Raw genomic sequence first — 19160 nt, forward strand, 5'->3', positions numbered from 1 at the left:
TTAAGGTCGATTTATATGTCTGTACTATATATCGACAAATTTAGACAAATTATAAGGGGACTTTTATTAGTTTAGAAAACTGTTGATACATGAGGTGGATAAATCTTACCTAAGAGGCATACAGCCTACCATTAATCTATTAAAGCTAAAGCGTGGGTGAAAAGGTCTTACGTGATATGCTACTAGAAAAAGGCATGTAAAAACGCACAGACATGATAACCTGTGCGTTACGTGATTTATTGATTTCTATTTGTTGCTAAAGTTGAATTGCTACTAGCGTAATCCTTAGTTAATGAAAGGCTAGCTGGGACAAGTATGCTTTGTTTTTGACAATCTCTTCTATTCAAACGTTCCTTTCACAATCGCTTCACCATTTTCAACCATTTGTTTTCCTCTAGCCCATACGGATTGTATCGTTAGCTGCTCGTCTAATAAAACGAGATCTGCGTCTTTTCCTATCTTGATTTCACCCTTTTGCTGAAGCTTGAGAATCCTAGCAGGGTTACTTGTTATTACTTTAAGTGCGGTTGATAGGTCGATGTTTTCCTGTTGAACAGCTTGTTTTACTTCTTGGAAGAGAGTACTAACGTTCCCGATTTTGAGACCAATCATTTCACCGTGCTGATCAAAGTCTGGTAGGCTTGCTTGACCGTCTGAAGTGAAGGTGATTTGTTCGATTGGGACACTGGCTTCAAGCATGCGTTTTAATCCCGTACTACATTTTACTTCGCCTTCTTCTAGAAATTTAGGAATCGTACTAGTCGTGAAATCAACCCAGCCACCTTGGAGAGCGTATTGAATGCCAGCTTCAAAGAGGTGTGGATTTCGATTAATATGTGTAGGATAAAACTGACGAATAGGGAGATCAGTTGATGAGACAACATCTAATAGTAAATCCAAGTGTTGAAGACTGTCACCAACGTGAATATTTACAATTCCTGCTTTACCTGATAACATTCCACCAATTCGTGCAGCTGAGGCAAGCTTTGCAATTTCTTCAACAGTTGGTTGAGAAGATCGGTGGTCACTTATGGCGATCTCGCCAACTCCGATAATCTTATCAATAAGTATTAGATCGTCTTCAATTTTACCTGTAAGTGTTTTAACTGGTACTTGGTAGGAGCCCGTATGGACGTAGCAGGTGATGCCTTCCTCCTCGAGCGCCCTTGCTTTTGCTAAGAGATTGGGCATTGTGCGCGTAGTGCCATCTGTACCTATAACGCCGACAAGTGTTGTTATACCTGCAGTTGTAGCCTGCGATAATTGTATTTCGGGGGTGCGCGTCTTGTAACTACCTTCGCCACCACCACCCGTGATATGAACATGTGAATCAATAAACCCAGGTACCACCTTTAAACCACTAGCATCAATGACCTTCATATTAACAAATGAAGATGGCAAAAGAGTAATTTCATCTTCAATAAAGCCGATTTTATCATGTGTGAGGAGAAGATCCTTCTTCCCTATATAATCCGGTGCATAAACCTCACCGTTTTTAATGAGAGTTAACATATTGAGATTCTCCTTTTAAGGTGCCAGTCCCCCAGTGCGTTAAAGCGCTGGGGGACTGGCACCACTATTAGCTTTGTTCGAATAGCTTGCAGATTTCGACGATCGTTTGGGTGCTTTTTTCCATGTTTTCAATTGAGATAAATTCAAATTTACCGTGGAAGTTTTCGCCACCCGTAAAGACATTCGGTGTTGGAAGTCCCATATAAGATAGCTGTGATCCGTCTGTACCGCCACGAATAGGTTCTACGATTGGCTCAATTCCAAGGTTCTCCATCGCTTGATGTGCGACATCCACGATGTATTTAACGGGTTCAATTTTATCTCTCATATTGTAATATTGATCATTTAGTTCCAATATGATGGCTTCTTCGCCGTAAACACCTTTAAATTCGGCAACGAGTTCAGTTAGTTTCGCCTTTCTCTCCTCGAATGCATCTTTATCGTGATCACGAATGATATAGTGGACTTTTGTTTCTTCTACGTCACCCTCTATTGAAATGAGATGGAAGAAACCTTCGTAGCCCTCTGTAAATTCAGGAGCCTCCATAGCAGGTAATTTACTTTGGAAAGCCATCGCAATTTTAGCGGAGTTCACCATTTTTGCTTTAGCTGTACCTGGGTGAACATTATTTCCTTTGAATGTAATTTTCGCGGCTGCTGCGTTAAAGCTTTCATATTGAAGCTCCCCTAAAGGACCACCATCAATTGTGTAAGCAAAGTTAGCGCCAAAAGCCTTTACATCAAATTTATGTGGACCACGGCCGATTTCTTCATCAGGTGTGAACGCAACACGGATCTTCCCATGCTTAATGTCAGGATTAGAGATCAGGTATTGCATGGCTGTCATAATTTCGGCAATGCCGGCCTTATTGTCTGCACCCAATAATGTCGTACCATCCGTTGTCATTAATGTGTGACCTTCGTAATTTTTTAGGCTTGGGAATTGGGAAGGAGACATAATGACCTGTAAAGCTTCATTTAGGACAATGTCTTTCCCGTCATAATGTTGGACTAGCTGAGGACTGACATTTTTTCCTGTGAAATCCGTTGCCGTATCAACATGTGCTAAAAATCCAATTGTCGGGACTTCCTTATCTGTGTTTGAAGGAAGCGTTGCCATCACATAGCCATTTTCATCAATTGTGACCTCCGACATTCCGATTTCCTTCAGTTCCTCTACAAGCATATTGGCTAATGTTAATTGACCAGGTGTTGATGGGCACACCTCATTTTGTTCGTTTGATTGTGTATCAACCTTCACATAACGCGTTAATCTTGTTATTAAATCCTGTTTCATATGTATTCCCCTTCCTTATAGTAGGATAGCTTTATCATATCATTTTCAATAAAAAAATGCCCTGTGAACTAATCACAAGGCTCTTCCTTTTTCTAAATGTCGTAATCCATTTAAATCTAGAATGCTAAATCCAACCTTTGAGAAAATAGGTAAGAAGATAAACGCGATTAACTCGGTTGTTGCTTGTGCTAATCCTAAACCAGATGGACCCAGTAGCCAAACGGTAGGATAGCTAATCCAAAACACCGTTAAGTACGCAGCGGTACGCGTATAATGACTAGATAACTGCTTTCCACCTCGGACCGCTATTTTTCGTAGTGGATACCATATGATATAAAGAATAATAAACAAAGCGACAACTCCAAGGAGATACCAAATATACTTGATGTTTTCACTTGAAAAGTCGGCTATAAGTCCCGTTAAAATCATAAATACATCAGCAAACACTAGAGATATAATTAACGTTTTATTTTTCTTCTCAAAAAACATAGCAGTAAATGCTAGAGCAATAAGCAGCATAGGCGTTGTCACGACCCAATCAATGTATCTTGCAAAATAAATGGTTTTCTCTGGTTTTTCTAATAAACCTTGTCCTAAAGCGATGGATAAATAGGCAGCTCCAGACCAGAGTGGTATTAAGGTCGCTACTAAATATTCATATTTAGGCACACCTTCCGTTTTTTTACTAATCGTATAAAAATAAAAAGCACCCGAAAGCATAACGAAAACGTAAAAATAGTGAAGAGTAACACTTAAATCATTCAAAAAACCCACCTCTAACAATGTTTTATACGTTAAGCTATGTCCAATTAGAGCCTATGTTAATCACTGTGGTGGTTATTAGATTCAATAATCCCTAAAAAATTCATAAACAAAAAGCATGAAGGCTACCCTCCATACTTTTTGTTTATACACCCCGTCTCGCAAAATCGACAAATCGGAATTTATCTAAGCGATGGCGAGATTCTGTATATTGAAACAAACTAGCGTTTTCTAAGTAAACATAATTCTTAACGACGACAATATGGGAAAAACCTTCTAAGTCAAGGTATTCGCGGTCCTCATTCGTGCAATCCTCGACAACGATTTCCTTCTTCGCAAAGCTAATGGAAAGCTTTAATTGCTTTTCAAGGTATTCATAAATGGAGCTCTCACAGATTTGTGTGGTTAGCATAGGAACGTATTTTTTGAGGAAATAGTCTTTATCTAGAATGACATTCTCAACGCCAATTTTTCTTGATCGAACAACCTTCCAAACCTCGTCCTTGCTAGAAGCTTGAAGCTGTTGCTTAATAAAGGGCTCTGGTTTGATTAAGCCAAGATTATGAACTGTCGTTATCGGCTGCATATTCAAATTGTTTGAAACCTCTTTAAAGCTGACAAGTCCTGAAATAGGAAAACTCATCTTCTGTACATCAAGAACAATAGAGCCTTTGCCACGAATTTTTTGGATAAACCCGTTTTGACTCAATAGATTTAACGCTTTACGGATGGTCTCCCGACTTGTTTCGTATCGTTCTGCGAGTTCATTCTCTGAAGGAAGGACCTCGCCTGCTTTTATTTCCCCGTGCTTTATTTTATCTGACCACTCTTTATAAATATTCATATATTTATTCGTTCGCATCATCATCACCGACTTAATTTTACCATGAACGATGTATCGGTGCATAAGGTGCTTTTACAAGTAGGTCTTGTTATTTTTTCATATAGTACACAATAGATTCGTACGGTCTAAGTTCTATTTTTTCACTAGTAGTTGAAGAGTCAGCATAATTTGATAATAAAATTTCACGAGATAACCCTGCCATAGTTATTTCTTTTGGTAGTTCAAACATCGTTTTTTCTTCATAAAAATTATTGACAACGACTAGCATTTCGTGATCAGTTTCCCTTACATAGGCAAAGATTTGCTCATGATTAGGCAGTAGAAGCTGATAGCTGCCATCTGTTATCACATCATATGTTTTTCTTAATGAAATCAATTTTTGGTAGTGATAGAAAATGGAGCTTTCGTCACTTAAAGCCTTCTTTGCATTTATCTCTTTATAGTTGTTAGCGACTGAAATCCAAGGTGTCCCATTTGTAAATCCTGCATGATTCGTTTCATCCCATTGCACAGGTGTCCTTGAGTTGTCACGAGATTTTCTTTTTAAAATGTCAAGAATGTCTTGTTCAGAGTATCCTTTTTCTTTCAAAATGGTATACATATTTAGGCTTTCAACATCTCTGTAATCATGAATAGAATCGAATTTCGGGTCTGTCATTCCAAATTCTTCTCCTTGATAGATATAAGGAGTCCCCTGCATCATATGAATCGTGGTTGCAAGCATTTTTGCTGATTCGTTATGGTAGTTTCCGTCATTTCCGTATCGAGAAACAACTCTTGGTTGATCGTGATTACACCAAAATAATGCATTCCAACCATTGCCTTCGTTCATGCCAATTTGCCATGTTGAAAGAATCTTTTTAAGAGCCTTAAAGTCCATGTCACCAATCGCCCATTTTTCACCGTTTGGATAATCGACTTTTAAGTGGTGGAAATTGAATGTCATGCTTAACTCTTGACGCTCAGGATTAGAATACTGGATGCAATGATCAATCGTGGTAGAGGACATTTCACCTACCGTCATACTATCGTATTTTGAAAAGACCTTCTGATTCATTTCGTGCATAAACTCATGTACACGAGGACCGTCTGTATAAAATTTACGTCCATCACCAGGTGCAACAGAACCGTCATCGTCAGGGAAGCTTTGGTCTTTAGAGATTAAGTTAATTACATCAAGTCGGAAGCCATCGACACCTTTTTGGAACCAAAAGTCCATCATGCTATAAACCTCTTGACGTAATTCGTCATTTTCCCAATTCAAATCTGCTTGAGTTACATCAAATAGGTGAAGATAATATTGACCAGTCGTTTCATCGAGCTTCCATGCTGAACCGCCAAACTTAGATTGCCAGTTTGTTGCTTCATCTCTCCAAATGTAGTAATCACGATATTTATTATCCTTAGAGGAAGACGCCTGCTTAAACCATTCATGCTCTGTTGAAGTATGATTTACAACAATATCCATAATGATCTTAATATGGCGCTTATGAGCTTCCTCTACTAGCTGATCAAAATCCTCAATAGATCCGTATTCTTCATGAATAGAGAAATAATCGCTAATATCATAGCCGTTATCACGCTGAGGAGATTGATAGATAGGCGTTAACCAAATAACATCTACACCCAGCTTCTCTAAGTAATCAAGCTTTTCGATGATTCCTTGAAGATCGCCAACACCATTTCCTTGTGTATCATTAAAGCTCTTTGGATATATTTGATAGACGACTGATTTTTTCCACCAAGGTTGTTCCATATCTAGCACCACCATGTAAGTATTTTTTTTCCGAGGTAAAAGGAAGAGACGATACCATCAGGAAACTTGTACTTGTTACTCCTGATGGTATCGTGATTGGTTTATATCATTTGTTTTGTGTTCTTTCGCTATGCCGCGTCGCTTTTGCTGGGTCGCGCGAAGTTTGTCAGGTTTTCCCGAATCGCGGATAGAGCTCGGAAAATCGCGGATAGGGCCCGGGAAACCGCGGATAGAACTCGGAAAATCGCGGATAGAGCCCGGAAAATAGCGGATAGGGCCCGGGAAATCGCGGATAGAGCCCGGAAAATCGCGGATAGGCCCGAGAAAATCGCGGATAGGGCCGGAAAATCGCGGATAGCCCCCCAAAAAGATCACGGATCCTCCCCGAAAACGATAGAGACACCACATCGAACCCCGAATTAGCCGCAAAAATCATGAAACATTGAACTACCTTCTATGATTAGTTCAAGTTCTTACGCATTTTCCCTAAAATCATCGTTAAAACGAATGGTACGATTAGTACAATGCCCATTCCGATGAAGAAGGATACCCAGTTTTCAGGGAAGATTGATAAGAATCCTGGTAAACCACCAACACCGATGGATGGTGCTTTAACGGCTTGCATTGAAATAAAGGCACCTGCAAGGGCTGACCCGATAACTGCTGAAATAAAGGCAAAACGGTAGCGTAGGTTTACGCCAAACATCGCTGGCTCTGTAATCCCTAAGTAGGCCGAAACAGCAGATGTGAAGGACAAGCTTTTAAGCTTTTCATCCTTTAATAAGAACATCATAGCAAGTGCTGCAGTACCTTGTGCAATGTTAGAAAGGGCAACCATTGGCCATAGAAATGTACCTCCTGTGCTACCAATTAACTGTAAATCGACTGCTAAGAACGTATGATGCATTCCTGTGATAACAAGTGGTGCATACAAACCACCATAGATTAGTCCGCCTAAAATTGGAGCTACTTCAAAAATACCAACTACCGCAGCAGTAATCATGTTACCGATGGCGAACGTGATCGGTCCGATTGCGATAAAAGAAACAAAGCCTGTTACTAATAATGTAATCGGTGCGACAAGTAATAGCTGAAACGCATCCGGAATACGTTTGCGTAAGAATATTTCAATTTTTGCTAACACGAAAGAAGCAAGTAGTACTGGTAGAACCTGACCTTGATAGCCAACCTTTTGAACATCTAATCCAAAGAGATTCCATGTCGGAACTTCTTCTGCTGCTCCATAACCCCAAGCGTTTAGTAAATCAGGGTGCACAAGCATTAAGCCAAGTACAATTCCAAGCAGTGGGCTTCCACCAAAACGATTAACGGCCGACCAACCAATTAAACCAGGTAAGAATACAAAGGATGTATTGGCAATTAAGTTAATGATGCTAGCAAAGTCAGCCCATTGTGGATACACCTGAACAAGTGATTGTTCGTCATAGAAGATGCCTGAGCCAGTTAGGATATTGTTAATTCCCATTAATAAACCTGCAGTCACAATTGCTGGCAGAATCGGAATGAAGATATCCGCTAACGTTTTAATTGCACGCTGTAATGGATTTAAGTTCTTTTCAGATGCTTTTTTTACATCATCCTTTGATGCTTCTCCTACACCTGTTTGTTGGACGATTTCTTTATAGACTTTATCAACTGTACCTTGTCCGATAACGACTTGGAATTGTCCGTTCGTGGAAAACGAACCCTTTACTAAATCAATCATTTCTAAAGCCTCTTTGTTTACGCTTTCTTCATCTACTAACGCAAAACGTAAACGAGTGACACAGTGTGTTGCCGCGGCGATATTTTCTTTGCCACCAATTGCATCTATAATTGCTGATACTTGTTTTTTATCAATACTCATGGTTTTCCCTCCCATACTATATTTCACCTCTAAGTCATATAAAGAAGCGTTTTCATTCATATGAGCTAAAAATGAAATTTGTATATACATGTTGTCTCTATATCTTAATCATGTATATACAAGTTGTCAACAAAAATAAATCGTTTACATAATCCTTTAACAATTAGTCGTTTATTCTAACGAGTAATTTCTTAAGAAAAAAGGTAAAATGACAGGTAGACAACTAGTACGTAAGAAAGGAAGATAGGATGAACTACAAAGAAAGGTTGATGCCTTTTTTAGCATCGAATGATTACTTTATACATGAGTTTATTTCACAGTCCTTACATGATTTTCCAGACATTCATTTTACAAAAGCACTTTTAAAGGAAATAAAAAAAGACCCTATTAAAGAATCCATTCATCTTATGTATCTTAATGTTGAGAATGCAGATGAAGAGGTTGTTTTTTATTTAGCTGAAGGGGCAAATCATTCTAATCCTTCCATTGCGGAGTTATATCAGCAGCTTATTCCACGCCTATCTCCTGATGTGGCAATGGCTCATATGCCTTTGATAAAGCCGTTTCTTTCAGAGGACACATGGATGTTTTATGAAAGGTTAATGCAGGGAAATGAAGACGAATTATGGCCCTTGTTTTTTGATTTGCTAGCGAGTGTTCATGAAAATGAAGACTTATATGTGACTGTGAAACAACTTGCGGCGACTCTTGTACGAAATGGGTGGGTTTCTGAAGAAATTATTGAGCTTATTTTTCACGAAAATGAAAAGCAAGAGTGGTTTGATTACAATGGAATGATTGCGATTTACATGATGAAATTAATGGGGTTAAACCATTATAGTGAAAGACTTGCTACATTGCTTACACATGAGGGGGAGGATATGTTGCTAGATGAAGTGAGTGCGACGCTCATTTCCTTTCAATCTTCTAATGTCGTAGAAGCAGTTGCCCCTTATTTAATAGAGGATATACCGAATATTTATGCCATTTCTATCTTGGAAAATCTTAAGCAAAAAGAAAGTGTAGAGGTTCTTAGTGAAGCTTATAAAAAGGTTCAATCCCCTCAAGCAATGGAGCTCCTTATAGAAGCACTCGCGCATCAGCTTGATCCAGATGCTGAACCGGTCATTCATGATTATTTAAAGAGTGATCCTACATACAGTTTGGTGGATGTCCCGCTTATTGCATATGCTTATTATCAAATAATAGGAGTCAGACACCCGATGCTTGGAGAGTGGAGAGAGGATTTACATTCGAGAGGGTGAAATTTTAAAAATTTAATAAAATCGAGCATATAAAAGATGATTTAGGTAACCGTATAAACTAGGGGCTTTGCTACGCTCGATTGTCTGAGGAGTCTTTACTACTAATTTTGATACAAGCGCTCTGGTTTTATCTATTCCAAGTAGTAGGTGGAAAAAAGAAGTTCCTTAGGGTTCGCTCTAAGAAACTTTTTACCTTCCTTTTTACCTTCCTTTTTACCGAGAGAGAATCACTCTCTGGCGTTGCTTTTTTCTATACCGCAATAATTCTTCAAGCCCTCCAGAACCTAGAACTACACCGAATATGATGAAGATGAATCCTATGACTTGTATAAGTGTAATCTGTTCATGTAAAAATAAAGAGGCGCCTACTAATGCAAAAAATGGATTTAAATTGATAAATATAGACGTTTCAGATGGTCCAACTTTTCCAATTGCGTAATTGTATATCATATGACCAACAGAGGTGGCTAAAAAAGCTGAGGCAAAGAAAATGATCCAAATGCCCATATTGCCTTTTGTCATACTTTGGAGTCCATTTGGTTCCATTACCAGACTGAAACCAAATAAAATACCGGACCCTATAAGGAGCATATAGCCGGTCATCAATCTAGGATCTAAGGTTGCAGAAACTTTTTTAATCATGATAAAGCTAAAGGCCTGTAGGAGGATGGATAAAAAGATCTGAACATCTCCAATTGATATACCTTGAAGTGCTTTTCCATTGTGTAAAATAATAAAAGAAATTCCTACAAACCCGAAAATGATTCCCAAAAAACGTATGAAGGTCACTTTATTTTTAAGAAATACAATGGCCATGATAGTTGTTAAGATTGGCCCCATACCTAGTATGAGCCCTGCATTGGAAGCCGAGGTTTCTTGTAAACCGACGGATAAAAAGTAGTGGTGTCCTACCACATTGAAAAGAGAACAAATAAGGATCGCAAACCATTCTGATTTAGTTGGCTTTCGTAATAATCGCAGGAAGCCTAATAGGATAAACACACCTCCTGCAGCAGTAAAGATTCTCAGCGCTGTCATTGTTATAGGTGAAAAGCTGGTAACTAAAAGCTTAGTCGCTGTCACATTTAATCCCCAGGTCAGCATCACAAAGACTAAAGTGATATAGATAGGAAGCTTGCTATTTTTCTTCATATATTTCTCCCTTTTATAAACTCAATGGTACATTATATTTTCTTTTCTCAAAACGATACACGTTCATTTAACCAATTTGTTTAATTGTTTAATTGCATAGATTAGTATAGCAATCATTTTATAGATATGTAGAATTTTATAACTGAATTTGGAATGAATACCGAAAAATGAAAGGGATTTATAGATTATTCAGAAAAAAGTTATAATGTAAGGGATACCAATTTAGAAATTGAATTGATTATCTATTCTTTCTTCTTTACACTCTATATATGTCTTTTTTCTTACCTGTTTTATCCCGGTAACTAAAGGTGAAGTTCTTAATTAATTAGCTACTTAGTTCCAAGGACGACGAGATGACACAATGCTGGGTAGCGCGGTATTTGTCGGTATTGCCCGAATCGCGGATAGAGCACTAAGAATCGCGGATAGAGCACTAAGAATCGCGGATAGAGCCCTGAAAATCGCGGATAGAGCACTGAAAATCGCGGATAGAGCACTGAAAATCGCGGATAGAGCCCTGAAAATCGCGGATAGAGCACCGAAAATCGCGGATAGAGCCCTGAAAATCGCGGATAGAGCACCGAGAATCACGGATAGAGCCCTGAAAATCACAGAAAGAGCTCTAAAAATCACAGATAACCCGACGATTACGCTTGTAAACAGACTATGTGAGATAGAGTTGGGTTTTGGCTCGCCTTCTGGATGAGCAGAATAGTCAATTTTGGCTAAAGAACGAGTAAGAAATTAGCTTTAAAACACTGATTTGGGGTGAAGCGATGGGAAAGCCGACTGAAAATCAGGCATATGACATTATAGATGTGTGTTTGCTTGCTGGAAAAATTATGCTTAGAAGTGGTGCTGAGACGTATCGGGTGGAAGATACGATGATGCGAATTGCCTCTGCCTATGGTATTGAGGACTCTCATAGCTATGTGACACCCACGGGGATTATATTTTCAATTGGAAGTAAAACACCGACTCAGTTAGTTCGAATTGTTGATCGTTCAACGGATTTGCAAAAGGTAGCAAAGGTAAATGCAATCTCGAGACAAATCAGTAACGGTGATTTGAGCGTTGCCGAGGCATTTGCTGAGCTTAGAATTATTGAAAGAGATCCGCATGCGTATCCGATTTGGGTGCAAATTGCTGCAGCTTCTATTGCAAGTGGATGCTTTTTAATTATGTTTAAAGGTGGTTGGTCTGATTTTCTCCCTGCACTTGTGTGCGGAGGAATTGGATTAGCGACGTTAATCTATATTCATCAGCTTGTTGAGATTAAATTTTTTGCAGAATTTATTGCTGCCTTAGTGATTGGGCTGTTAGCTGTTTTAATGGTTTCGATAGAGGTAGGGACGGAGCTTGATAAGATTATTATCGGATCTGTCATGCCGCTCGTACCTGGTCTGTTAATTACAAATGCTGTGCGGGATTTAATGGCTGGACACCTAGTATCAGGAATTTCCAAAGGAGCTGAAGCTTTTCTGACAGCATTTGCGATTGGGGCTGGTGTCGCTGTTGTATTCTCGTTTTATTAAGGGATATATTTACGATGAAGAGAGAAATTAACAGAGGGCTTATTTTTGTTTCCTACGTAAAACGCTAGGTATCAATTTTTCTCTCATATTGGAAATGATGGTATTCATACGAAGTAGCAACAAAGCTTAAGAATAGAGCCTTTATGTATAAATGAAAAAACTATGTATTGGAGGCTAGAATGGTGATCGAACAAATCGTTACTAGCTTTATCGCATCTGCAGCATTTGGCATTATTTTCAATGCGCCTGTTCAAAGCATCATAAAATGTGGATTTGCGGGAATGGTAGGCTGGATCATTTATCTTGCCCTATTTGATTACACATCAGACAGTGTGTTTGCTTCTCTCCTTGCTTCCTTTTGCATTGCGATTATTAGTCAGTTTTTTGCAAAAAAGTATAAAACACCTGTTATCATATTTAATGTATCTGGCATTATTCCTTTAGTACCTGGTGGCTTAGCATATGATGCGATGAGAAGTGTTGTTGAAAATAATTATAACCTTGGAATATCCTTAGCTGCAAAAGCCTTCATGATCTCAGGAGCAATCGCTATTGGGCTCGTCTTATCAGAGGTGATCAATCAAATTATTCGTAAAAAAAAGCTGAAAAAGCTTTCAATAGAGTCTTAATAGATAGCTAATGAAATTTAAAGTTGAAAGAGGGAAGACGCATGAAATCCTATATAAAAAATCAGATTAATGAATTTAAAGAAAAAAATCAAAATAGAGGGCGACTACTTGTTAGCTGTCCTGACCAGCCTGGTATTGTCTCGACTATTTCAAAATTTTTGTATTCTCATCAAGCAAACATCATTGAGTCAAGTCAGTACTCAACAAATCCAGAGGGTGGAACATTCTTTATTCGTATTGAATTTGAATGTCCGAATTTAAAAGAAAAAGCAGCTGAAATGGAGCTGCAATTTGCAGAATTAGCGAAAGAATTTAACATGGAATGGAACTTAACGCATGTTTATAATGTGAAAAAAGTGGCCATTTTTGTTTCAAAAGAACTTCACTGCCTACTTGAACTACTATGGGAATGGCAAAGTGGAGATTTAATGGCAGATATCGCACTTGTCATTAGTAACCATGTAGAGGCTAAAGAAGCGGTTGAAGCGTTAAATATTCCGTTCTATCACATTCCAGCTAACAAAGATATTCGTGAACAAGTGGAAAAAGAACAGCTTCAACTAGTAGAAACATATAAGATTGACTTAATTATCCTAGCTCGTTACATGCAAATTTTAACACCGACGTTTGTTAGTGCAAATCCTAACAAAATTATTAATATCCACCACTCCTTCTTACCAGCCTTTATTGGAGCACGTCCATATGAAAGAGCCTATGACCGAGGAGTGAAATTAATTGGAGCAACATCACATTATGTAACAAATGATCTTGATGAAGGTCCAATTATTGAACAGGACATCAGCCGTGTGGACCATCGTGCTAATGTAGATAGTCTAAAGAAAATTGGTCGATCAGTGGAAAGAAGTGTTCTAGCGCGTGCAGTGAAATGGCACCTAGAAGATCGTATTTTAGTTCATGATAATAAAACCATTGTTTTTTAAATAGTTTCATAAGAAGAGGCTGAGACAAAACAAAAGAGCCAGGAACCCTCCGAGACAATCTATTGTGGACACTTACCAAATCAGTGTATACATCTAGATGTCCCGATAAGGTGCCAGGCACTTTCTGTCCCAGCCTCTTTTTCACTTGGAAGCTAGTTATATGAGTAAGAATGTATTAATAAATGACAGTTTTATCCCAAAATATAGGATTTTTGTCTTATAATAGAATGGTAATTAAATCCTAAAAGGGGAGGAATTGTCATGTTTCAAGCGTTGGAAAAAAGTTTAGAAAACCGTGTAATACTTCCAGGAACAGATCTTTATGAGGAGAAAAGAAAGGTTTGGAATGGTGCTTTTGACAAACATCCTGGTGCTATTATTAGCTGTGAAACCGAGGATGATGTAGTGAAAGCAGTGAATTTTGCACAAGAAAAGGATTTACATATTGCTGTACGTGGCGGAGGTCACCATATTGGGGGATTTGCTACATGTGATGGCGGTGTGCTAATTGATTTATCTAATATGAAGAGTGTTGTTGTAGATGAAGAACGAATGGTAGCGGTTGTTGAGGGTGGGGCGACATTAGCTGATATAGATGCTGAAACGCAGAAATATGGTTTAGCGACACCTACGGGCACTGTATCGGAAACGGGTATTGCTGGTTTAGCCTTAAGTGGTGGTCTTGGCTACCTACGGGGAAAATATGGGTTAACCTGCGATAATCTTGTTGGTGCACATGTCGTTACGACAGATGGTCAGCTTTTATCTGTTTCCCAAACGGAGCATGAGGACTTGTTCTGGGCAATCCGTGGTGGCGGCGGTAACTTCGGAATTGTGACAAAGTTTGAATTTCAGTTGTATCAAGTCGGACCAGAAGTGTTGGCTTTGGATGTGATCTATGATCAAAAGGATGCAAAGCAAATCCTTCAAAAAGCTCAAAGCTATATAGCAACAGCACCAGATGAAGTTTCTTTTAATATCACTATGGCAGAGCTTCCCCCAGCGCCATTCTTGCCTGAATTCTTACATCATAAAAAAGTCGTGATGGTCGGTGGGATGTATGCAGGTGATCCAGAAGTGGGGAAAGCATGTATTAAGCCATTGCAAGAGTTGGCGGCACCGATAGTAGATCAAACAGGTGTAATTCCCTATGTCGCTCTTCAAAAGAAACTAGATGCGATGGTTCCAACACAGATTCCTGTTTATGGCACATCTCTTTACTTTGCCTCTTTAGAGGAAGAAATGATTAATACTTTATTAGAAAAACTTGAGTCAGCACCTGCTCCGACTTCATTAGTACAGCTTTGGGGGCTAAGTGGACAGATGAATCAAGTACCAGTCCAGGATACGGCTTTCTCAAATAGAGATTCCTCATTTGTTCTATTACTAGATTTAATGGACATGGGATTCGGTCAAGAAGTATGTGAGCAGTGGGTAAACTCCGTCTATGATGTGCTTTTCCCATTTTCAAATAAAGGAGCTTCTTACTTAAATGGTATTGGTGAAAATGAGCAAGCAGTAAAGAAAACGCTAGCTGAAAATTACGAGAGATTACTTATTTGTAAGAAAAAATACGATCCAAATAATCGCTTGAGACATAATCATAATATCTCTCCTAAATAGTGGGAGTCTGGGGCTAGTATCTCATTTAGTAGAGATGCTAGTCCTATTTGGTTTGGCTTAATAAAGGGAGGAGCTTCTGAAAAGGGGAATGAGAGTGTCGGAAATTGTTGAAGTTTACCGAATAGCGGATAGAAGGCCAATAATCGCGGATAGACGTACCGGAATCGCGGATAGGAGGCCAATAATCGCGGATAGACGTACCGGAATCGCGGATAGGAGGCCAATAATCGCGGATAGACGCACCAGAATCGCGGATAGACACCAAAATCACAGATAAGCGCACCAGAATCAGTCAAAATTAGCCCCAATACTCGCAGTAAAGCCTCCAGTTTCCCAATAAATTACTACTAAACTACGTTTCTCACCCCAGTATCAAGGTGAGAAGCTACGATTCTATTCAAACTCATGTAGTGGAACGGCAATGGAAAAATGGTACAATAGACAAAAATGGCGGAAGAGGGGGATTTCCTTGAGACGTTTAACAGGTAAAACAATTGCGCTTGCAGGTCAAAGAAAATCGGAGGAACTAGCCAAGCTAGTTGAAAATTTGGGTGGAAAAGCACTGATTCGGCCAGCACAGGGAACCGTTTTTTTAGACGATTCGAATGTGGAAAAAGAGATAAAAGCACTTGTTACAGGTGATTTTGATTGGTTAATCTTCACAACAGGAATTGGTACAGATAAGCTCTATCAAACAGCTACTAACATGGGACTCGAAAAAGAGTTTGTTGCTGCACTACATAAAGCAAAGATTGCGGCGCGAGGCTACAAAACGGTAAATGTGTTAAAAAAGCTTGGTATTAAGCCTGATGTTCGTGATGACGACGGAAGTACAGCGGGGTTAGTGAGAGAGTTGAAAGCACATTCTTTAAATGGGTGTCGTGTTGCTCTGCAGCTTCATGGAGATCCTGCTCCTTTCCTTATTGAACACTTAGAAGAAGAGCAAGCGGAGTATCGTGAAATCCTTCCTTACAAGCATATCCCACCTAAGCAAGAGGTCATGAAGCAGCTTGTTGAAGAAATTTTAGAAGGGCAACTAGATGCTGTGAATTTCACTAGTACTCCTCAAGCTCGATTCCTAATGGCTTATGCTAAAGAACAGGGATTGGAGAAAGAAGTGTTACAAGCCTTTGACAATGATGTTATAGCTGTTTCAGTCGGAAAGGTCACAGCACAAGCCCTCCGTGAGGTTGGAATCACGAGAATGGTTGTGCCAGAAGAAGAGAGGATGGGAAGTGCCATTATTGCATTAGTTCATTACTTTCAAGAAAAAGAAACAGAGACCGAAAACCATGGATAAAACTCCCTTTCTTTTTCACTACCATTTCTGGACACCTTATCTAGAGGAAACAGAGGAATTTTACAGGCAGCAAGGTTTTGAAGTTACTCAGCGTATAGGAAAGCTAGATGGGACCTTTCAATCCTTTAACCCACCATTAACGTGGGATGATTTTCGCCATCAGAATATTCTTTTTCGAATCATTGAATGCCAAAAGGGTAAGGTGAATGTCACATTAGGATACGGAAAAAAAGTGGTGTTCGACCATCTGGGTTTTTATGTATCGGAGGATGAAAAAGTGGGGATCTGTCAGAGAGCGGAAATGTTTAAGTGGAAGGTTGAGTCAAATGACAGAAGAACCTTCATCTCAACCCCGTATCAATTTCGTATTGAGCTTCAAACACATGAGGATGCCATCTACGATATGGAAAGTGACTTTCACCTATTACGTGTTGGGCTTTCTTCAAATAAGGAAGATATGATAACGAAGCTGAAGGAGCTTCTTGGAGTGGATGCATTACCGATTGACATGACTGTGAAAGAGAAAATGAGACTTGAATCTGTGGAGTTTTGTGGTACCTCATTAGGTAAAACTGATCCAAACGGGTTATTTCTGAAGTAGATAGATATAATGGAGAGTGGGTGATTTGTATGCTTCAATGCATGTATCTATCGCCCATTTTTTATGTAAATTAAAAAAGTTATACATAGTACCTTGCATTATTCACTAGTGGGGTGGTAAGATAAAATGGAAATTGGAAAAAATTTTTCGGCCTACTAGTAAACAATGCATAGTAGTAATTAACATATAATAGGAGATGACCGTAATTGAATGTTCAGTTTAAAAAAGGAGTTCTTGAGCTATGCGTCTTGGTGCTTATTTCTAAAAAGGATCAATATGGATATGAGCTGGCTCAGAATATCTCAAAACGAATTGATGTGGCAGAGGGAACCTTATATCCACTTTTACGACGGTTGACTAAAGAAGATTATTTTACAACGTACTTAGTGGAATCAACGGAGGGTCCATCAAGGAAGTATTACAGGCTTACAGAAAAAGGAAGGGAGTATATGGAGGGTCTTGTTAGTGAATGGAGAGCATTTAGTGTAAGTGTTACGGATTTAATTGAGGAGGGCTTGAGAGATGAATAGGCAGACATTTTTACATGAATTGTCCAGTCAGTTGAAGCATATTCCAAACCATGAACGTAACGATATTTTATCTGATTTTAAAGAGCATTATAAATCGGGTTTAGAAAATGGGAAATCAGAAGAACAAATTTCGAATGATTTGGGGAACCCCAAGGTCATAGCTAGGGAACTTCTGGCAGAATATAGAATATCACAGGCAGAATCAGATCAATCTGTGAGGAGCATATTTCAGGCAGTTGTTGCTACAATTAGTTTAAGCTTTTTCAACATGATATTTTTATTGGGACCGATAGTCGCTGTTATTGCTGTTTATATTGCGCTATCAGGGATGGCGTTAGCTTTCACTTTATCTCCAATTGCATGGATTGTTTCACTATTTTTCAATGGGCTGAGTCATTTTTTAGCAGAATTTTTTGCCATTCTGTCACTCAGTAGCTTAGGTGTATTAATGAGTATTGGGATGATGTATGTTGGGGAATTTCTGTATCATGCCATATTAAAATATGTAAAGTTTAATATACGAATTGTAAAAGGGAGAGAAGCAAAATGAAGAAGGTTGCCCTAACTGCACTTGTTACCTTCGTTATTGGGATAATCGGTATGTTTATACTAAGTGGAACTAATGTATCACTGGGAAAAAATATAAAGATTGATGAGCGTAAAACGGTCTTAACTAAATCGGTGGAAGACATGGTAATAAAGGTAGATATCGGGGAAGTTATAATCAAAGAAAGCGAATCAGATGAAATAGATATTCGCTTTCATGGGAGCATTCCAAAGAATATGAAGGATAATATTTCATTTACTGTGGAAGAAAAGGATTCTCTAGTTGAAGTGAAAATCGATGAAAGAGAAGACTTTTTTTCCCTACACATTCCTTTTATTCATTCGGATTTGGACACAGAGAGAATTTTAGAAATAGGAATTCCGAAAAACACGCTAAAAACATTAGATGTTAAAACAGATATTGGAAAAATTTCAATTAAGGATCTGGATGTTGAAAAGATGAAGGCGCATAGCGATGTCGGAGAAGTATATGTTCTAGGGCACAATGGGGTAGGTTCATTTCAATCGAATGTTGGGGAAGTGAAGCTAGAAAAAATGAGTGGGAAAATAGTAGCTCACACTGATACAGGAGAGATTCTATTAAGCATCCTAGATATGACGGAAGACATTGAGCTTTCTTCCAATTTGGGGGCTGTAAACGTCAAATTTGAAAAAGAGCCTGCAAATATTGGGTTTGATTTAACAACAGATATTGGGGAAGTATCAATATCTGGATTTGAGGGACTTGGGGATCGCTCATCTGGCAGCATGATTACACAAATAGGAAGTGGTGGTCCGCAGCTAAAGGTAACAACAGATATCGGAGAGATTACTATTAATAAGTAAATTTCTTGGAGGTAGCTACCTTGCCTTGCTATCTCCTATATAGGTCCGCGTTAGGGGTACAGGAATGGAAAAGGTTTTTAGAATATAAAGTGAATGTTTCTACAAAGATAGAGCAAGAAAGAGCTCTCTTCAATATGAATAAAGAGCAATTCCT

At 38.8% G+C, this 19160-nt stretch carries 20 protein-coding genes; 12 read left to right on the forward strand and 8 right to left on the reverse strand.

Annotated elements, in window-relative coordinates; genetic code table 11:
* Positions 1 to 339 precede the first annotated feature (339 nt).
* The 5 genes from iadA to treC form a co-directional block, all read right to left on the reverse strand.
* Positions 340 to 1512 (reverse strand): beta-aspartyl-peptidase, encoded by a 1173-nt coding sequence (gene iadA, locus A9C19_RS00100; RefSeq protein ID WP_072578062.1) that lies wholly within the window; start codon positions 1510 to 1512, stop codon positions 340 to 342.
* 67 nt (positions 1513 to 1579) lie between these two features.
* Positions 1580 to 2809, reverse strand: a complete 1230-nt coding sequence (gene pepT, locus A9C19_RS00105; RefSeq protein WP_072578063.1) for a peptidase T — start codon at positions 2807 to 2809, stop codon at positions 1580 to 1582.
* A 72-nt stretch (positions 2810 to 2881) separates the two neighbouring features.
* Positions 2882 to 3574 (reverse strand): bacteriorhodopsin, encoded by a 693-nt coding sequence (locus A9C19_RS00110; RefSeq protein ID WP_072578064.1) that lies wholly within the window; start codon positions 3572 to 3574, stop codon positions 2882 to 2884.
* A 142-nt stretch (positions 3575 to 3716) separates the two neighbouring features.
* Positions 3717 to 4433: a trehalose operon repressor gene (gene treR, locus A9C19_RS00115; RefSeq protein ID WP_099092723.1), complete on the reverse strand. Its 717-nt coding sequence runs from the start codon at positions 4431 to 4433 to the stop codon at positions 3717 to 3719.
* A 70-nt stretch (positions 4434 to 4503) separates the two neighbouring features.
* Positions 4504 to 6171, reverse strand: coding sequence for an alpha,alpha-phosphotrehalase (treC, locus tag A9C19_RS00120; RefSeq protein WP_072578066.1), 1668 nt, complete (start codon positions 6169 to 6171; stop codon positions 4504 to 4506).
* 117 nt (positions 6172 to 6288) lie between these two features.
* On the opposite strand from treC, the gene A9C19_RS22620 reads away from it, so the two are divergent.
* The gene (locus tag A9C19_RS22620; protein ID WP_420835852.1) at positions 6289 to 6594 is read left to right on the forward strand and encodes an alanine-zipper protein; all 306 of its coding nucleotides are present in this window, start codon (positions 6289 to 6291) and stop codon (positions 6592 to 6594) included.
* 37 nt (positions 6595 to 6631) lie between these two features.
* Here the strand turns inward: A9C19_RS22620 and treP are convergent, their stop codons facing one another.
* Positions 6632 to 8038: a PTS system trehalose-specific EIIBC component gene (gene treP, locus A9C19_RS00130; RefSeq protein ID WP_072581673.1), complete on the reverse strand. Its 1407-nt coding sequence runs from the start codon at positions 8036 to 8038 to the stop codon at positions 6632 to 6634.
* 248 nt (positions 8039 to 8286) lie between these two features.
* Here treP and A9C19_RS00135 point away from each other — a divergent pair, with 248 nt between their 5' ends.
* Positions 8287 to 9303, forward strand: a complete 1017-nt coding sequence (locus A9C19_RS00135; RefSeq protein WP_072578067.1) for a hypothetical protein — start codon at positions 8287 to 8289, stop codon at positions 9301 to 9303.
* Between the two features lie 213 nt (positions 9304 to 9516).
* Here the strand turns inward: A9C19_RS00135 and A9C19_RS00140 are convergent, their stop codons facing one another.
* Positions 9517 to 10455, reverse strand: a complete 939-nt coding sequence (locus A9C19_RS00140) for a DMT family transporter (RefSeq protein WP_072578068.1) — start codon at positions 10453 to 10455, stop codon at positions 9517 to 9519.
* Between the two features lie 361 nt (positions 10456 to 10816).
* Here A9C19_RS00140 and A9C19_RS22625 point away from each other — a divergent pair, with 361 nt between their 5' ends.
* The 5 genes from A9C19_RS22625 (at position 10817) to A9C19_RS00165 (ending at position 15183) form a co-directional block, all read left to right on the forward strand.
* The gene (locus tag A9C19_RS22625; RefSeq protein ID WP_083584233.1) at positions 10817 to 11161 is read left to right on the forward strand and encodes an alanine-zipper protein; all 345 of its coding nucleotides are present in this window, start codon (positions 10817 to 10819) and stop codon (positions 11159 to 11161) included.
* A gap of 70 nt (positions 11162 to 11231) precedes the next feature.
* Positions 11232 to 11990 (forward strand): threonine/serine exporter family protein, encoded by a 759-nt coding sequence (locus tag A9C19_RS00150; protein ID WP_072578069.1) that lies wholly within the window; start codon positions 11232 to 11234, stop codon positions 11988 to 11990.
* A gap of 179 nt (positions 11991 to 12169) precedes the next feature.
* Positions 12170 to 12619 carry a threonine/serine exporter family protein gene (locus A9C19_RS00155; protein WP_072578070.1) on the forward strand — a complete coding sequence of 150 codons (450 nt, stop codon included), beginning with the start codon at positions 12170 to 12172 and terminating at the stop codon, positions 12617 to 12619.
* A gap of 41 nt (positions 12620 to 12660) precedes the next feature.
* Positions 12661 to 13560 (forward strand): formyltetrahydrofolate deformylase, encoded by a 900-nt coding sequence (purU, locus tag A9C19_RS00160; RefSeq protein WP_072578071.1) that lies wholly within the window; start codon positions 12661 to 12663, stop codon positions 13558 to 13560.
* Positions 13561 to 13821: 261 nt separating this feature from the next.
* Positions 13822 to 15183, forward strand: a complete 1362-nt coding sequence (locus tag A9C19_RS00165; protein WP_072578072.1) for an FAD-binding oxidoreductase — start codon at positions 13822 to 13824, stop codon at positions 15181 to 15183.
* Between the two features lie 114 nt (positions 15184 to 15297).
* On the opposite strand, the gene A9C19_RS22390 is transcribed toward A9C19_RS00165, so the two are convergent.
* Positions 15298 to 15426 (reverse strand): hypothetical protein, encoded by a 129-nt coding sequence (locus A9C19_RS22390; protein WP_267888736.1) that lies wholly within the window; start codon positions 15424 to 15426, stop codon positions 15298 to 15300.
* Positions 15427 to 15652: 226 nt separating this feature from the next.
* Here A9C19_RS22390 and A9C19_RS00170 point away from each other — a divergent pair, with 226 nt between their 5' ends.
* From A9C19_RS00170 to A9C19_RS00190, 5 genes are all read left to right on the forward strand, one after another.
* Positions 15653 to 16483: a uroporphyrinogen-III synthase gene (locus tag A9C19_RS00170; protein ID WP_072578073.1), complete on the forward strand. Its 831-nt coding sequence runs from the start codon at positions 15653 to 15655 to the stop codon at positions 16481 to 16483.
* On the forward strand, positions 16476 to 17084 hold the full coding sequence (locus A9C19_RS00175; protein ID WP_072578074.1) for a hypothetical protein: 609 nt from the start codon (positions 16476 to 16478) through the stop codon (positions 17082 to 17084). The genes A9C19_RS00170 and A9C19_RS00175 overlap by 8 nt, the downstream gene beginning before the upstream one ends.
* Positions 17085 to 17290: 206 nt before the next feature.
* Positions 17291 to 17614 (forward strand): PadR family transcriptional regulator, encoded by a 324-nt coding sequence (locus A9C19_RS00180; protein WP_072578075.1) that lies wholly within the window; start codon positions 17291 to 17293, stop codon positions 17612 to 17614.
* Positions 17607 to 18164: an HAAS signaling domain-containing protein gene (locus tag A9C19_RS00185; protein WP_072578076.1), complete on the forward strand. Its 558-nt coding sequence runs from the start codon at positions 17607 to 17609 to the stop codon at positions 18162 to 18164. The genes A9C19_RS00180 and A9C19_RS00185 overlap by 8 nt, the downstream gene beginning before the upstream one ends.
* Entirely contained in the window at positions 18161 to 19006 is an 846-nt protein-coding gene (locus A9C19_RS00190; protein ID WP_072578077.1) for a DUF4097 family beta strand repeat-containing protein, read from the forward strand. The genes A9C19_RS00185 and A9C19_RS00190 overlap by 4 nt, the downstream gene beginning before the upstream one ends.
* Positions 19007 to 19160: the final 154 nt, after the last annotated feature.

The sequence above is a fragment of the Bacillus weihaiensis genome, from assembly GCF_001889165.1.
Classification (GTDB): Bacteria; Bacillota; Bacilli; order Bacillales; family Bacillaceae; genus Metabacillus; species Metabacillus weihaiensis.

Coding starts and splice junctions, on each gene's coding strand:
- iadA (WP_072578062.1), bottom strand. CDS start 1,512: ATGTTAACTCTCATTAAAAACGGTGAGGTTTATGCACCGGATTATATA.
- pepT (WP_072578063.1), bottom strand. CDS start 2,809: ATGAAACAGGATTTAATAACAAGATTAACGCGTTATGTGAAGGTTGAT.
- treR (WP_099092723.1), bottom strand. CDS start 4,433: ATGCGAACGAATAAATATATGAATATTTATAAAGAGTGGTCAGATAAA.
- treC (WP_072578066.1), bottom strand. CDS start 6,171: ATGGAACAACCTTGGTGGAAAAAATCAGTCGTCTATCAAATATATCCA.
- treP (WP_072581673.1), bottom strand. CDS start 8,038: ATGAGTATTGATAAAAAACAAGTATCAGCAATTATAGATGCAATTGGT.
- A9C19_RS00135 (WP_072578067.1), top strand. CDS start 8,287: ATGAACTACAAAGAAAGGTTGATGCCTTTTTTAGCATCGAATGATTAC.
- A9C19_RS00140 (WP_072578068.1), bottom strand. CDS start 10,455: ATGAAGAAAAATAGCAAGCTTCCTATCTATATCACTTTAGTCTTTGTG.
- A9C19_RS22625 (WP_083584233.1), top strand. CDS start 10,817: ATGCTGGGTAGCGCGGTATTTGTCGGTATTGCCCGAATCGCGGATAGA.
- A9C19_RS00150 (WP_072578069.1), top strand. CDS start 11,232: ATGGGAAAGCCGACTGAAAATCAGGCATATGACATTATAGATGTGTGT.
- A9C19_RS00155 (WP_072578070.1), top strand. CDS start 12,170: ATGGTGATCGAACAAATCGTTACTAGCTTTATCGCATCTGCAGCATTT.
- purU (WP_072578071.1), top strand. CDS start 12,661: ATGAAATCCTATATAAAAAATCAGATTAATGAATTTAAAGAAAAAAAT.
- A9C19_RS00165 (WP_072578072.1), top strand. CDS start 13,822: ATGTTTCAAGCGTTGGAAAAAAGTTTAGAAAACCGTGTAATACTTCCA.
- A9C19_RS00175 (WP_072578074.1), top strand. CDS start 16,476: ATGGATAAAACTCCCTTTCTTTTTCACTACCATTTCTGGACACCTTAT.
- A9C19_RS00185 (WP_072578076.1), top strand. CDS start 17,607: ATGAATAGGCAGACATTTTTACATGAATTGTCCAGTCAGTTGAAGCAT.
- A9C19_RS00190 (WP_072578077.1), top strand. CDS start 18,161: ATGAAGAAGGTTGCCCTAACTGCACTTGTTACCTTCGTTATTGGGATA.